Consider the following 14,301-nt stretch of genomic DNA (forward strand, 5'->3'; position numbering starts at 1 on the left):
CCTCCCCACCCCTCCGGGTCAGGCGGGCGAGACGATGTCCGGCGCCTCGAGGCGGACCTTGTCGGCGGACTCGTCATCGGGCTGGTCCTGGGAGTCACGTTCGGACTGGACGCGCTTCAGGTAGAACGCGACCTCGCGTTCGATGGTCTGCTCGTCCCAGCCGAGGACCGGGGCGATCAGCCGGGCGGCGGCCTCGGCCGCTGCGACACCGCGGTCCCAGGCCTCGATCGAGATCCGGGTACGGCGGGCCAGCACGTCGTCGAGGTGCCGGGCGCCTTCGGCCTTGGCGCCGTACACGATCTCGGCCTTCAGGTAGTCCTGCGTCCCGGGCAGCTGCTCGCCCAGCGACGGGTCCTCGGCGACCAGTTCGAGTACTTCGTCGACGAGTGCGCCGTACCGGTTGAGCAGGTGCTCGATCCGCGCCACGTGCAGCCCCGAGCGCTGCGCGATCAGCTGGCGCTGGTTCCAGAGCGCCTGGTACCCGTCGGCGCCGACCAGCGGGATGTTCTTCGTGACGCTCCGCGGCACCCGCCCGTCGAGCGCGTCCGCGACCGCGTCGATGGCGTCCTTCGCCATCACCCGGTACGTCGTGTACTTGCCACCGGCAACCACCACGAGACCGGGCGCGCTGTGGGCGACGACGTGCTCGCGGGACAGCTTCGACGTACTCTCGGACTCCCCCGCCAGCAGCGGACGCAGCCCGGCGTACACGCCCTCGACGTCCTCCCGGGTGAGCGGCGTCGTCAGTACGGCGTTCACGTGGTCGAGCAGGTACTCGATGTCCTTGCTCGTCGCCGCCGGATGCGCCTTGTCCAGCCGCCAGTCGGTGTCCGTCGTACCGATCAGCCAGTGCCGGCCCCACGGGATGATGAACAGCACGGACTTCTCGGTCCGCAGGATCATCCCGGTGCTGGACTGGATCCGGTCCTTCGGTACGACGAGGTGGATGCCCTTGGACGCGCGCACGTGGTACTGCCCGCGCTCCCCCACCATCGCCTGGGTGTCGTCGGTCCACACACCGGTCGCGTTCACGACCTGCTTCGCGCGGACCTCGAACTCGCGTCCGCTCTCCAGGTCCTTCGCCTGGACCCCAGTGACCCGCTCGCCCTGCCGGAGGAACCCGGTGACCTTCACCCGGTTCGCGACCAGCGCGCCGTACGACGCCGCCGTCCGGGCAAGCTCCATCGTGTGCCGCGCGTCGTCGACCTGCGCGTCGTAGTACTGCAGCGCGCCGATCAGCGCGGACTTCTTCAGCGACGGGACCAGCCGCATCGCCCCGCGCCGGGTCAGGTGCCGGTGGATCGGCAGCCCGGCGCCGAGGCCCGAGCTGACCGCCATCCCGTCGTACAGCGCGACGCCGGCGCCGGCGTAGAACCGCTCCCACCAGCGGTGCTGGAGCGGGTACAGGAACGGCACCGGCTTCACCAGGTGCGGTGCGATCCGCTGCAGGAGCAGGCCGCGCTCCTGCAGCGCCTCGTGCACGAGCCGGAAGTCGAGCATCTCCAGGTAGCGCAGGCCGCCGTGGATCAGCTTGCTGGACCTGCTGGAGGTGCCGCTCGCGAAGTCGCGGGCCTCCAGCAGTCCGGTGGTCAGCCCGCGGGTGGCGGCATCGAGCGCCGATCCGGTGCCGACCACCCCGCCACCGATCACCAGGACGTCCAGTTCGCGTCCGTCCGCCAGCGCGTCGATCGCGTCGGCCCTTGCTTGCGGTGACAGAGCCACTACAGCCACAGTTGTTCCTCCTGATCAGTCGACGTCGACCCAGTCAAGCGTGCGCTGGACGGCCTTCTGCCATCCGGCGTACCCCTGGGCGCGCTGCTCGTCGTTCCACTGCGGCTCCCACCGCTTGTCCTCGTTCCAGTTCTGGACCAGCTCTTCCTTGTTCTTCCAGAAGCCCACGGCGAGCCCGGCCGCGTACGCCGCCCCGAGCGCGGTGGTCTCCGCGACGACCGGCTTGCTCACCGGTACGCCGAGGATGTCGGCCTGCATCTGCATGGCCAGCTCGTTCGCCGTCACGCCGCCGTCCACCTTCAGCACGTCGAGCTGTACGCCGGAGTCCTTCTCCATCGCGTCCGACACGTCCTTGCTCTGGTAGCAGATCGCTTCCAGTGTCGCGCGCGCCAGGTGGGCGTTGGTGTTGAACCGGGACAGTCCGACGATCGCGCCGCGGGCGTCGGACCGCCAGTACGGCGCGAACAGGCCGGAGAACGCGGGGACGAAGTACACGCCGCCGTTGTCCGCGACCTGCTTGGCCAGCGTCTCGATCTCGGCGGCACCGGAGATGATGCCGAGCTGGTCGCGCAGCCACTGCACCGCGGAACCGGTGACCGCGATGGAGCCCTCCAGCGCGTACACCGGGGCCTCGTCGCCGAACTTGTAGCACATCGTGCTGAGCAGGCCGGCCTTCGACCGGACCAGCTCGGTACCGGTGTTCAGCAGCATGAAGTTGCCCGTGCCGTAGGTGTTCTTCGCTTCACCAGGGTTGAAGCACACCTGCCCGACGGTCGCCGCCTGCTGGTCGCCGAGGTCGCCGGTCAGCGGTACGACGCCGCCGAGCGGGCCGTTCGCCAGCGTCTCGCCGTACTTGTTCGGGTCCGACGACGGCCGGATCTCGGGCAGCATCGAGCGCGGGATGTTGAAGAAGCTGATCAGCTCGTCGTCCCAGTCGAGCGTCTCGAGGTTCATCAGCATGGTCCGGCTGGCGTTGGTGACGTCGGTGATGTGTGCGCCGCCCTCGGTACCGCCGGTCAGGTTCCACAGCAGCCACGTGTCGGTGTTGCCGAAGACCGCGTCCCCCGCCTCGGCGGCCTCCCGGACGCCGTCGACGTTCTCGAGGATCCACTGCACCTTGCCGGCCGAGAAGTACGTCGCCGGCGGCAGGCCGGCCTTCTGCCGGATCACATCACCCTTGCCCTCGCGCTCCAGCGCGGAGGCGATCCGGTCGGTCCGGGTGTCCTGCCAGACGATCGCGTTGTAGTACGGCCGGCCGGTCTTGCGGTTCCACACCACCGCGGTCTCGCGCTGGTTGGTGATGCCGAGCGCGGCGAGGTCGCTGGCGTGCAGGTTGTTCGCGTTCAGCGCGGTCTGGATGACCGAGCTGGTCCGCTCCCAGATCTCGGTCGGGTTGTGCTCCACCCAGCCGGCCTGCGGCAGGATCTGCTCGTGCTCGAGCTGGTGCTTGCCCACCTCGTTGCCGGAGTGGTCGAAGATCATGAAGCGGGTGCTCGTGGTGCCCTGGTCGACGGCACCGACGAAGTCAGCCATGGAAAGTCCTCTCCTCACACAAACACAGGGGATTCATCATGCGGTCGTGTCCTCCTCCGGAATGCGCCCCGGTTCCTCGTCCTCGTCCGCGATCGGCAGGAACCGGCCGACCAGCTGGTCGTAGATCAGCGCGCCGAGCAGCGCGCCGAGGATCGGCGCCACGATCGGTACCCAGAAATACACTTCGCCGAACTGGTCCTTGAACGCCCCGCCGTACCCGGTGATGAACGACGCCAGCCGCGGGCCGAAGTCACGGGCCGGGTTGATCGCGTAGCCGGCGTTCGTACCCCACGCCATGCCGATACCGACCACGACCAGACCGACGATGAACGGCGTCAGGTTCGCGGCCGGGGCCGTGTTGCGCAGGTCGGTGATGGCGAGGATCAGCAGCATCAGGATCGCCGTACCGATGATCTGGTCGCGGAAGCCGCCCCAGAGGTGCACGCCGATGTCCGCGCCGTTGCCGGGCAGCGTCGAGAACACGATCTGGCTCTTCCGGGTCAGGCCGGGGTCGAACTTGTTCAGAGCCTCGGTGTAGTTCCAGCGGACCACCAGCGCCGCCGCGAACGCCCCGAGGAACTGCGCCAGCGCGTACGGCGCCACCTTCCGCCAACTGAATCCGCGGAACGCCGCCAGCGCGATGGTCACCGCCGGGTTGAGGTGCGCGCCGGTCATCCGGCCCGCCACGTAGATGCCCAGGGTGACGCCCAGACCCCAGGCCCATGCGATCGAGTCGTGGTTCCCGATCCCGCCGGCCACCACCTGTGCCACCACACCGACCCCGAACAGGATCAGGATGAACGTGCCCAGGAACTCGGCGGAACACTCCCCCAGAAGGGTCTTCGCCTTGACCGTCTCGGTCGTAGCCATACCGAACCTCCCTTCCTCGCCGTGACGACCACGGCTGGCTGGAATGTAAGAGCGAAGTCCGCGCGGAACAACGCCCTCCGTTCGACATTGTCGAACGCCGACCACCACGGCACGGGTTGCGACACTCGGTGACTGACCGATCACTCAGTATCACGAAACTGAGGGGACGCTGAGTGGGCCCGGGAACGTCATGCCAACCATCTAGCGTTGTGTGACGTCAAGGGGTTGGGTCTACTCGGCTTCGGAGGGAATGGATGAACGTATCGCTGCTGGGGGGATGGTTTCCGGCGATGCTCGACGTGCTCGCTGCCGGTGCGCTGATCGCGGCCATCGGCTGGCGGGACTACAAGTGGCACTGGCGGATGGTCCCGCTGATCGCGGGCGTCACCGTGCTGCTCACGTTTCTGGCGGCGTACCCGGGAGCCACGGCGGTCGGGGTGACCGATCCGCTGCCGTTCTCGGTGTGGTTGTGGCTGGGTCTCGCCATCGCTGCCCTGCTCGTGCTGGCCGCCGGCTGGCGGACCGCGCGGTGGTGGCGACGGGGTATGGCGGTCGTGGCCGCGGCGCTCGCCGCGCTGGTCTGTGCGAACGGCGTGAACCAGTTCGTCGGGTACTACCCGACCATCGACTCCGCCGTCAGCGACTGGACCAACACCCCGCTGGCGGGGCAGGTGTCGATCGCGCGGCTCCGGCACGAGGCGAACGCCACCAAGCCTCCGGGCGTCGGAAAGCTCGTCCAGGTGGTCATTCCCGCGACGTACAGCCACTTCAAGCACCGGCCGGAACTGGTCTACCTGCCGCCGATCTGGTTCGTCCGCACCGCGCACCGGCACCCGCTCCCGGTCGTCGAGCTGATCGGCGGTGAGCGCGGCGGCCCCGGCGACTGGGTGCGGCTCGGCAACGCCGTCCAGGTGTCCGACGCGTACGCGCGTCTGCACCACGGCTACGCGCCCATCCTGGTGTTCGCCGACGCGACCGCGCGGTTCACGAACGACACGGAGTGCGTGAACGGCCCGCGCGGGAACTCGGCCGACCACCTCGACCAGGACATCCCGAAGTACATCGAGAAGACCTTCGGCGCCGCCACCAACCCGGCGCAGTGGGCGGTCGCCGGGTTCTCGATGGGCGGGACCTGCTCGCTGGACCTGGTCGTCGAACACCCGGACGTGTTCACGCACTTCATCGACATCTCCGGCGACCTCGCGCCGTACACGAGCACGCCGGCCGCCAGCCTGCACGACCTGTACGGCGGCGACGTGGCGCTCGAGCACCAGAACGAGGCGCTCCTGGTGATGAAGGCGCACGGCAGGTACCAGGGCGTGGACGGACTGTTCCTGACCAGCACCAAGGAGCGACGTCACCAGCACGAGGCGGAGGAGCTGTCCAAGGCCGCCGCCGCGGTCGGGATCTGGTCCCGGGTCCAGATCTCCCCCGGCACCCATGTGTGGCAGTTCGCAGCACCGGCCTTCGCGGCGGCCTATCCTTGGCTCGCGAACCAACTGGCCATTCCGGGGCTCACCCACCACGCTGGGACGAGTCAGCTCGCCCTTCCCGGACGTATCGAGACGAGGCACAAGAAACCCGCGTGATCCAGACAACTCGACGGCTCGCCGTCGGCCTCATCGTCCTCATCGTCGTCACCGTGATCAGCGGCGCCGACACGGTGAGTGGGGTCTTCAAGCCACTTCCGGCCGGTCAGATCCACGTCGTGGCCCTCGGCGACTCGGTCACCTCCGGCTCCAACTGCAACTGCTCGGCATTCCCGCAGATGTACGGCGACCAGCTCCAGGACCGCGACGTGGCCACTGTCGCGGTCACCAACCTGGGCGTCGGCGGACTGGACTCGTCCGGTCTGCTGCAGACGCTGAACCAGCCCGACTCCGCCACCCAGGTCGACACCGCCGCCGCGAACGTCGTCCTGCTGACGATCGGGGCGAACGACTTCGGCGATCACCACGACGACGTCACCAGCGGTCAGTGCACCGCCGACTGCGTGTCCGACGAGTTCGAGCAGCTGACCGTGAACCTGGGCAAGATCCTCGGCCGGATCCACGCGCTCCGGAACAACCAGCCGACGACGATCCTGGTGACCGGCTACTGGAACGTGTTCGAGGACGGCGACGTCGCCGCCCGCCAGTACCCCGCCAGCGGCCTGCAGGCCAGCGACCAGCTCACGCTCCGCACGAACGGCGCGATCGCCGCCGCCGCGGCCGCCGACGACGCGACGTACGTCGACATCTACACGCCGTTCAAGGACAGCTCGAACATCACCTCGCTGCTCGCCGCCGACGGCGACCACCCGAACGCCGCCGGGCACGCCCTGATCGCCAGCGTACTGCTGGCCGCAACACCCAACCCTTTGCCGACGTCCCCGCATCAGGGAGGGTAGACAGACCCGAGGGGGACGAGATGGCCGACTCGACGGCGTTCGCCGAGTTCGCGACCGGCCGGCACGCGGCGCTGTTCCGGTACGCGTACCTGCTGGCCGGCGAGCGCGGTCTGGCCGAGGACCTCGTCCAGGAGGGACTGGTGAAGACGTACGTCAGCTGGCACCGCCTCCGCGACCCGCGGAACGCCGAGGCGTACACGCGGCGGGCGATCACCAACACCGCGATCGCCTGGTGGCGCCGGAAGTCGTGGCACGCCGAGCGGCCCCATGACGACGTACCGGACCGTGCCGTGCACGCCGACGACTCGACCGCGCGGATCTGGTTGTGGCACGAGCTGCAGCAGCTGCCACCACGACAACGGGCGGCGCTGGTCCTGCGGTACTACGAGGACCTCACCGAGGTACAGACCGCCGACGTACTCGGCTGCAGCGTCGGGACCGTGAAGAGCCAGGTCTCGGACGCGCTGAAGAAACTCCGCGCCCGGCTGGGCGCCGACGTCGTACAGAAGGCGGGGCTGACCGAATGAACGACCTGCTCAAGGACACCCTCACCGAACGCGCCGCCGGCGTCGAACCCCCACCGCTCGACCTCGACGGAATCATTGCGGCCGGCAACCACCGGCTCTCCCGCCGCCGTGTCCTCACAATCTTCGGCGGCACCGCCGTGACCCTGGCCGGCGGAACCCTGGCCGTCGCCGCCGCCCGCAAGCGCCACGTGCCGCCACTCTTCAGCCAGCGCCGGGTGACGTACGCGGTGGGCTCCGAGCTCCACTACGGCGACGAAACCATTTCGGTCGCCCCGCACCGCGTGGTCACCTTCGTCCAGACCGACGCGGGTTTCGTCTTCCTCAACTCCGAGAACGCGATCCACGTCGTGGACCACGACGGCGTACGCTCCCTGAGCAAGTCCGCATGGCGCCTGACCGGCGGCGACAGCGGCAACCTGGTGGCCTGGGTGGAAGGCTTCAACGACCGCTACGAGTCGGTCGTGTACGACGTCGCCGCCCGCCGCGAGCTGGTCCGCACCGGGATCGGCAACAGGGTCTCACCCAACCTGAGCCTGGTCGCCGACCCTCGAGTCGTAGCCCTCGACGGCGACCACGCGTACTTCGGCACTCTCCAAGGGCTGTACCGCTGGGACCTGACCACCGACCGAGGCGAGTTGATCGCGAAGGTCGGACCCGAGATTGTCCGCACCGTCGGAGCCGGTCAGCTCGTCTTCCAGCAGCCGTTCGACAAGTACGCGGTCGTGAACCTCGCGATCGGCCCCACCATCAGCGCGACCGCCCCCGTGAAGTTCACCGGCCAGCAGGCGTTCCTGTCCCCCACGGCCGCGTACCTCGTCACCGAACCCGACGACGCCCGCCCGGTCATCCAGCCGGTCTGGTCGAACCTCCAGCTCTTCGACGCGACCACCGGCACGCACGTCGCACTGCCGTCGACGTACCTCAGCATGTTCTTCGGCCAGTGGCTCGACGACGTCACCTGCACGATCGCCGCCGAACGTCAGTCCGGCGAGCTCGACCTGCTGGTCGTCAACGCCCGGACCAGCAGCACCAAGATCGCGGTGCCCGCGTTCACCAAGCTCACCTTCAACAAGGTTCCGGCCCGGACCGCGTCCTTCGCGCTGCCGACCGGTACGCCGATCACCGACCTCTACTGATCGGTCTTCGCGGCCGGGGTCTCCAGGTTCTCCGGGAAATGGCAGGCGGTCTGGTGGCCTGGGGCCAGTTCGATCAGGGGTGGTTCCTGGGTCTTGCAGATCTCCTGCGCCTTCCAGCAGCGGGTGTGGAAGCGGCAGGCCGGCGGCGGGTTGATCGGCGACGGGACGTCACCCTGGAGGCGGATGCGTTCCTGCTTGGCCTTGCGCTTGGTGTCGGGGACCGGAACGGCGGACAGCAGGGCGACCGTGTACGGGTGCATCGGGCGCTCGTACAGGCTGACGCGGTCCGCGAGCTCGACGATCTTGCCGAGGTACATGACCGCGACCCGGTCGGACACGTGCCGTACGACGGACAGGTCGTGGGCGATCATCACGTACGTCAGGTCGAACTCGTCCTGCAGGTCCTCGAGCAGGTTCACGACCTGGGCCTGGATCGACACGTCCAGCGCCGACACCGGCTCGTCCGCGACGATCAGCTTCGGGCGGAGGGCGAGCGTACGGGCGATGCCGATGCGCTGCCGCTGGCCGCCGGAGAACTCGTGCGGGTAGCGGTTGTAGTGCTCCGGCGAGAGGCCGACCAGCTCGAGCAACTCCTGCACGGCCTTCTTCACGCCGTGCTCGGTCTTCACGTGCTGCAGGCGGTACGGCGCGCCGACGATCTTGCCGACCGTGTGCCGCGGGTTCAGCGAACCGTACGGATCCTGGAAGATCATCTGTACGTCGCGACGCAGCGGGCGCATCCGCCCCTCGCTGAGGTTGCTGATGTCGCGGCCCTCGAACACGATCTTGCCCGCGGTCGGCGTCTCCAGCCGGGTGAGCAGCCGGCCGGTCGTGGTCTTGCCACAACCGGACTCCCCCACCAGGGACAGCGTCTCGCCCTGCCGCACGCTGAACGTCAGGCCGTCGACAGCCTGAACGGCGCCGACCTGGCGCTGCAGCAGGCCCTTGCGGATCGGGAAGTGCTTGACGAGTCCGTCGACCGACAGGATCTCCTCGCCCAGCTTCGGTGCGGGAGGAGTGGATTCGGCGTCAGTAGTGGTCACAGTCGTCCCGTTCAGAGCTTCGGCTTGATGTCGGTCTCCCACGCCTCGCGGCGGTTCTGCGGGGAGAGGTGGCAGGCCACCATGTGGCCGTCGCCGGTGTCCAGGAGCTCCGGCCGCTCGGTCTCGCTGAGGCCGTTGTTCAGGTGCGCGTAGTTGCAGCGCGGGTTGAACGCGCAGCCCTTCGGCACGTTGATCAGGCTCGGCGGCGTGCCCTTGATCGGGATCAGCCGCTCGCTGCGCTCACGGTCGATCCGCGGCATCGAGCCGAGCAGCCCCCAGGTGTACGGGTGCTGCGGCCGGTCGAAGATGTCCTCGGCGGTGCTGTACTCGATCGCGCGGCCGGCGTACATCACCTGGATGTCGTCGGCCAGCTCGGCGACCACGCCGAGGTCGTGGGTGATGATGATGACCGCGGAGTTGAACTCGCGCTGCAGGTCCCGGATCAGGTCCAGGATCTGCGCCTGCACGGTGACGTCCAGCGCCGTGGTCGGCTCGTCCGCGATCAGCAGGTCGGGGTCGCAGGACAGCGCCATCGCGATCATCGCGCGCTGCCGCATGCCGCCGGAGAACTGGTGCGGGTACGCGTCCACCCGGCGGTCGGGCTGCGGGATGCCGACCCGGTCGAGCATCTCGATCGCGTGCTTGCGGGCGACCTGTTTGCTGACCTCGTTGTGCACCCGGTAGGCCTCGATGATCTGATGGCCGACCGTGTAGAACGGGTGCATCGCGGACAGCGGATCCTGGAAGATCATCGCCATCCGCTTGCCGCGGAGCAGCCGGACCTCTTCGCGCGTCGACGACACCAGGTCCTGGCCGTCGAGGTAGATCTCGCCGCTGATGTTCGCGACGCCGGGCTTGTGCAGGCCCATGATCGACAGGCTGGTGACACTCTTCCCGGAGCCGGACTCGCCGACGATGCCGAGCGTCTTGCCGCGCTCCAGCTTGAAGGAGATCCCATCGACGGACTTCACCAGACCGTCGTCGGTCGGGAAGTGGACCTTGAGGTCGCGGACGTCGAGGAACGCCTCGCCGCGCTCCACGCGCTGCGGCTTGGTGTCCTGCACTTCTTCGATCGGCTCGCTCACGAGATCCGCACCCTCGGGTCGACAACGGCGTACAGGAGATCAACGACCAGGTTCGCGAACACGATGAAGAACGCGGCCACCAGCGTCACGCCGAGCACCTTCGGCAGGTCGTTGGCCTGCAGTGCGATGACGGCGTACTGGCCGATGCCCGGCAGCGAGAACGTGGTCTCGGTGAGGATCGCGCCGCCCATCAGCAGGCCCAGGTCCAGGCCGAAGATCGTCAGGATCGGCGTCAGCGCGGATCTCAGTCCGTGCTTGATGACGACGTCCCGTTCGGTCAGGCCCTTGGCCCGCGCGGTTCGGACGAAGTCCTCGTTCATGGTCTCGAGCATCCCGGCCCGGGTGAGTCGCGCGTACGCCGCGGCGTACAGGAACGCGAGCGTCACCCACGGGAGGATCAGGTCGTACGCCCACCACAACGGGTTCGTCTCGTCGAGTGGGTTGGTACCGCCCTGCACCGTCCAGCCGAGTCCGTAACTGAAGATCGACAGCGACAGCAGGCCGGTGAAGAAGATCGGCAGCGAGACACCGGCCAGCGCCACCGACATGAGTGATCGGTCCAGCACCGACCCACGTCTCAGTGCGGAGATGATGCCGGTACCGACACCGGTGAGCAGCCAGATGAAGGCCGCACCACCCGCCAGCGAGGCAGTGACCGGTATTCGTGCGACCAGGTCCGGCCAGACCGGGGTCTGGGTCAGGTACGAGTACCCGAAGCAGGGCGCCGGGCAGTGCTCGGTGCCCGGGCCGTAGTTGTACTCCGTACCGGCGACCAGCCCTTTGACGAAGCGGCCGTACTGGACGTAGAGCGGGTCGGTGAAGCCGAGCTTGACCGCGGTCTCGTGGATCTGCTCCTTGCCGACGCTCCGGCCGACGTACCGCGAGGCCAGGTCGTCCGCCGTGGCACCGCCGAGCCGCGGGACCAGGAAGAAGATCGAGAACGTGACTGCCGTGACGATGAAGAGCAGGATCACTGCCCCGATCACCCGGCGGATCAGATATGCGAGCACCGTGCGCGGCGTGGTGGCCGGGGATCATCGCTGATCACCGGCCACCTCAGCCTTCACCTACCTCTGCTGGCGAAATGATGGTTGGTCAGGGCAACTACTTCTGGGCGACACCGATCGCCGCGTAGTCGTACATGTTCTGACCGTCGTTGGTGAAGACGTTCGACAGCGAGTCCGGACGGTACAGCAGGCCCTTGGCCCAGATGCCCGGCAGTGCCCCCGCCTGCTCCATGACCTTCTTGTCGATGTCCACCCAGATCTTGTTCCGGGCGGTCTCGTCGGTCGTCTTCAGCGCCTGGTCGATCATCGTGTCGACCTCGGGGATCCGGATACCGAGGTTGGTGTTACCGCCGGCGTCCCGGATCACCCGGCTGTCGACGATCTGGCTCAGGAAGCCGAAGCCGTCGTTCCAGTCCGCGCCCCAGCTGTAGACGATCAGGCCGAGACGGTTCGCCTTCGCGAAGTCCGGCTTGCCGGCGTACAGCTTGGTGTAGTCACCGGTCGGGTACGGCTTGGTGGTCAGGTTGATGCCGACCCGCTTCAGCGACTGCTGCAGCGTCTCGGCGACCGCCTTCTCCTTGGCCCGGTCGGTGCGGTAGGTGATGTTGATCGCGAAGCCGTTCGGCTGGCCGCACTGCTGCAGCTCCTGCTTGGCCTTGTCGACGTTGCCGTTCTTGTCGGTCTTGAAGCCGTAGTCGTCGAACTGCTCGGACCCGGTCACGCCCGGCGGCATCAGGTTGGTCGCGATGTCACCACCGATCGGACCACCGTACGCGCGCTGGTAGCCCTCGTGGTCGGCCGCGTACAGCACGGCCTTGCGGCAGTGGATGTTGTCCAGCGGCGGGACCTGGCTGTTCAGCACGGTCCAGTTCAGGCGCGGGGCCGGCACGTTGTCGGCGTGCGCCTTCAGCTTCGGGTCGGCCAGGATCTTCGCCTGGGTCTCCGGCTGCACACCGGTACCGGCGAGGTCGACGTCCAGGTCACCGGCGAGCAGCCGGTTGTCGATGTCGGTGCCCTCGACGTTGTAGGCGATGGTGATCTTGTCCGGCAGCGCCTTCCGGCCCGAGTCCGGGTCGGTCGCCGGGTCGTACTGGTCGTTGCGGACCAGGTCGAAGCCGCTGTTCGGGTTGTAGGTACCGAACTTGTACGGGCCCGTCGCGATCGGGTGCTCCTTGTACTTCGCACCCGTGTCCTTGGCCTGCGGCACCGGCGCCGTCGACGGCAGCTGGGCGAAGTAGTCGAAGCTGGCGAACGGCTTGTTCAGGTGGAAGACGATCGTGTTGTCGTCCGGCGTCTCGATCGCCTTCGCCACCCCGGCCAGCGTCTTGTCCTTGTAGACGCTGTAGCCCTTCGGGATGTCGAGCAGGAAGTCGTTGAAGTACGTCGGGCCGTTCGGCAGCGTGACCTTGTCCAGCGACCGCGCGACGGCGTACTTGACATCCTTGGAGGTGACTGGCGAACCGTCCTCGAACTTGATGCCCTTGCGGATCTTGTAGGTCCAGGTCGTCGCGTTGTCACTCGGCACACCAGGGGCCTCGGCGAGGTCCGGCACCGGCTTCGCACCCTCGGCACCCGGCTTCGCGGCGAACGTCATCAGCGGCCGGACGTAGTTGCGGACCAGGTTCCAGGACAGGCCGTAGTAGGTGTCACCCGGGTCAGTGGAGTCCCACTGCTGGGTGATCGCCATCCGCAGCGTGCCACCCTTCTTGTCGCTCGGGTTGAAGTCCTTGCCGACGGCCGCGTTGAACTCCGGCGTCGCCCCGCCTCCGGAGGAGGAGGAGCCGCCCGGCGTGGCCTTGGGTCCCCCACAAGCCACCAGGCTCAGGGCGACGGCCGCACTGACGGCGGTGGCCGTCGTGATGCGATTCCATCTCATCTCTTCTTGCACCCCTTTATTCGTGAGAGCCCAGGCTCCCTGGTTGGAGAGAAGTCCTACCGCGAACGCGGGTCGAGCGCGTCCCGCAGCCCGTCGCCGAACAGGTTGAACGCCAGCACGGTGATGAAGATCGAAAGACCGGGCCAGATCATGTACCACGGGTCGACCGAGTACCACTTCGCCGCGATCGACAGCATGTCGCCCCAGCTGGCGGTCGGGGGGCGGACACCGACACCCAGGTACGACAGACCGGCCTCGAACAGCACGTTGGTCGGGATCAGCAGGGTCGCGTAGACCAGGATCGGCGCGATCAGGTTCGGCAGCAGCTCGGTGAACAGGATGTACGGACGCCGCGCGCCGAGGCTCCGGGCGGCGTCGACGAACTCGCGTTCGCGCAGTGACAGCGTCTGGCCGCGGATGATCCGGCCGATGTACGGCCAGCTGAAGAAGCCGATGATGAACACGATCAGCGCGACCCGCAGCGGGTCACCGGTCAGGCCGAGGATCGAATCCGGGATCGCGCCGACCAGCGCGAGCGCGAACAGCACCAGCGGGAACGCCAGGAAGATGTCCATCAGCCGGCTGATCAGGGTGTCGACCCAGCCACCGAAGTAGCCGGCCACGATCCCCATCACGACACCGATGACCACCGACAGCAAGGTTGCCAGGAACGCGATCAGCAGCGAGATCCGGGCGCCGTACACGATCCGGGCGAAGATGTCGCGGCCGTTCACCGGTTCGACACCGAACGGGTGCGCCCCGCTGATCCCGCCGTACTTGCCGATCGGAGTCTGCAGCGACGCGTCCACAAGGTCCTGGTGGAAGTCGTTCGGCGTGACGCCGACGAGCTTGCACAGCAGCGGCGCGAAGATCCCGACCAGCATCAGGAAGACCACGAAGATGCCCCCGGCGATCGCGACCTTGTCGCGCTTCAGCCGCATCCACGAGATCTGCCACAGCGACCGGCCCTCGATCTTGCCGGCGCCTTCCAGCAGCGCCTCAGGCTGCGCTGACGCTGATCCGGGATCGACCTCGAGTGGCGCGCTCACGCGATCTGTACCCCTGCCTCGTTCGTCGAATGAACCGGAACCGAATCCGGTATGG

At 67.8% G+C, this 14,301-nt stretch carries 12 protein-coding genes; 4 read left to right on the top strand and 8 right to left on the bottom strand.

Annotated features, from left to right (window positions below; genetic code table 11):
* Positions 1–18 precede the first annotated feature (18 nt).
* The 3 genes from ACFV9C_RS12640 to ACFV9C_RS12650 are packed head-to-tail and all read right to left on the bottom strand — an operon-like array spanning position 19 to position 4,134.
* Complete coding sequence (locus tag ACFV9C_RS12640; protein ID WP_380193121.1) at positions 19–1,731, bottom strand: glycerol-3-phosphate dehydrogenase/oxidase; 1,713 nt, start codon at positions 1,729–1,731, stop codon at positions 19–21.
* A gap of 15 nt (positions 1,732–1,746) precedes the next feature.
* Positions 1,747–3,264 (bottom strand): glycerol kinase GlpK, encoded by a 1,518-nt coding sequence (glpK, locus tag ACFV9C_RS12645; RefSeq protein WP_380193122.1) that lies wholly within the window; start codon positions 3,262–3,264, stop codon positions 1,747–1,749.
* A gap of 36 nt (positions 3,265–3,300) precedes the next feature.
* A complete protein-coding gene (locus tag ACFV9C_RS12650; protein WP_380193123.1) occupies positions 3,301–4,134 on the bottom strand; it encodes an MIP/aquaporin family protein in 834 nt (277 codons plus the stop codon).
* Positions 4,135–4,388: 254 nt separating this feature from the next.
* Between ACFV9C_RS12650 and ACFV9C_RS12655 the strand changes: the two genes are divergently transcribed.
* From ACFV9C_RS12655 to ACFV9C_RS12670, 4 genes are read left to right on the top strand one after another with little or no spacing between them, the layout of a single operon-like run.
* A complete protein-coding gene (locus ACFV9C_RS12655; RefSeq protein WP_380193124.1) occupies positions 4,389–5,723 on the top strand; it encodes an alpha/beta hydrolase in 1,335 nt (444 codons plus the stop codon).
* Positions 5,720–6,523 (top strand): SGNH/GDSL hydrolase family protein, encoded by an 804-nt coding sequence (locus tag ACFV9C_RS12660; RefSeq protein WP_380193126.1) that lies wholly within the window; start codon positions 5,720–5,722, stop codon positions 6,521–6,523. Before ACFV9C_RS12655 ends, ACFV9C_RS12660 begins: the two co-directional genes overlap by 4 nt.
* Before the next feature lie 20 nt (positions 6,524–6,543).
* A complete protein-coding gene (locus ACFV9C_RS12665) occupies positions 6,544–7,050 on the top strand; it encodes a SigE family RNA polymerase sigma factor (RefSeq protein WP_380193127.1) in 507 nt (168 codons plus the stop codon).
* Positions 7,047–8,186 (top strand): hypothetical protein, encoded by a 1,140-nt coding sequence (locus ACFV9C_RS12670; protein WP_380193129.1) that lies wholly within the window; start codon positions 7,047–7,049, stop codon positions 8,184–8,186. Before ACFV9C_RS12665 ends, ACFV9C_RS12670 begins: the two co-directional genes overlap by 4 nt.
* Here the strand turns inward: ACFV9C_RS12670 and ACFV9C_RS12675 are convergent.
* The 5 genes from ACFV9C_RS12675 to ACFV9C_RS12695 form a co-directional block, all read right to left on the bottom strand.
* On the bottom strand, positions 8,180–9,229 hold the full coding sequence (locus ACFV9C_RS12675) for an ABC transporter ATP-binding protein (protein ID WP_380193131.1): 1,050 nt from the start codon (positions 9,227–9,229) through the stop codon (positions 8,180–8,182). The genes ACFV9C_RS12670 and ACFV9C_RS12675 overlap by 7 nt on opposite strands.
* Before the next feature lie 11 nt (positions 9,230–9,240).
* Positions 9,241–10,314 (bottom strand): ABC transporter ATP-binding protein, encoded by a 1,074-nt coding sequence (locus ACFV9C_RS12680; RefSeq protein WP_380193132.1) that lies wholly within the window; start codon positions 10,312–10,314, stop codon positions 9,241–9,243.
* Entirely contained in the window at positions 10,311–11,324 is a 1,014-nt protein-coding gene (locus ACFV9C_RS12685) for an ABC transporter permease (RefSeq protein ID WP_380193133.1), read from the bottom strand. The genes ACFV9C_RS12680 and ACFV9C_RS12685 overlap by 4 nt, the downstream gene beginning before the upstream one ends.
* A 94-nt stretch (positions 11,325–11,418) precedes the next feature.
* A complete protein-coding gene (locus ACFV9C_RS12690) occupies positions 11,419–13,197 on the bottom strand; it encodes an ABC transporter substrate-binding protein (protein ID WP_380193135.1) in 1,779 nt (592 codons plus the stop codon).
* 56 nt (positions 13,198–13,253) lie between these two features.
* Positions 13,254–14,246 carry an ABC transporter permease gene (locus ACFV9C_RS12695; RefSeq protein WP_380193136.1) on the bottom strand — a complete coding sequence of 331 codons (993 nt, stop codon included), beginning with the start codon at positions 14,244–14,246 and terminating at the stop codon, positions 13,254–13,256.
* Between the last annotated feature and the right edge of the window lie 55 nt (positions 14,247–14,301).

Source organism: Kribbella sp. NPDC059898, assembly GCF_042730855.1.
Classification (GTDB): Bacteria; Actinomycetota; Actinomycetes; order Propionibacteriales; family Kribbellaceae; genus Kribbella.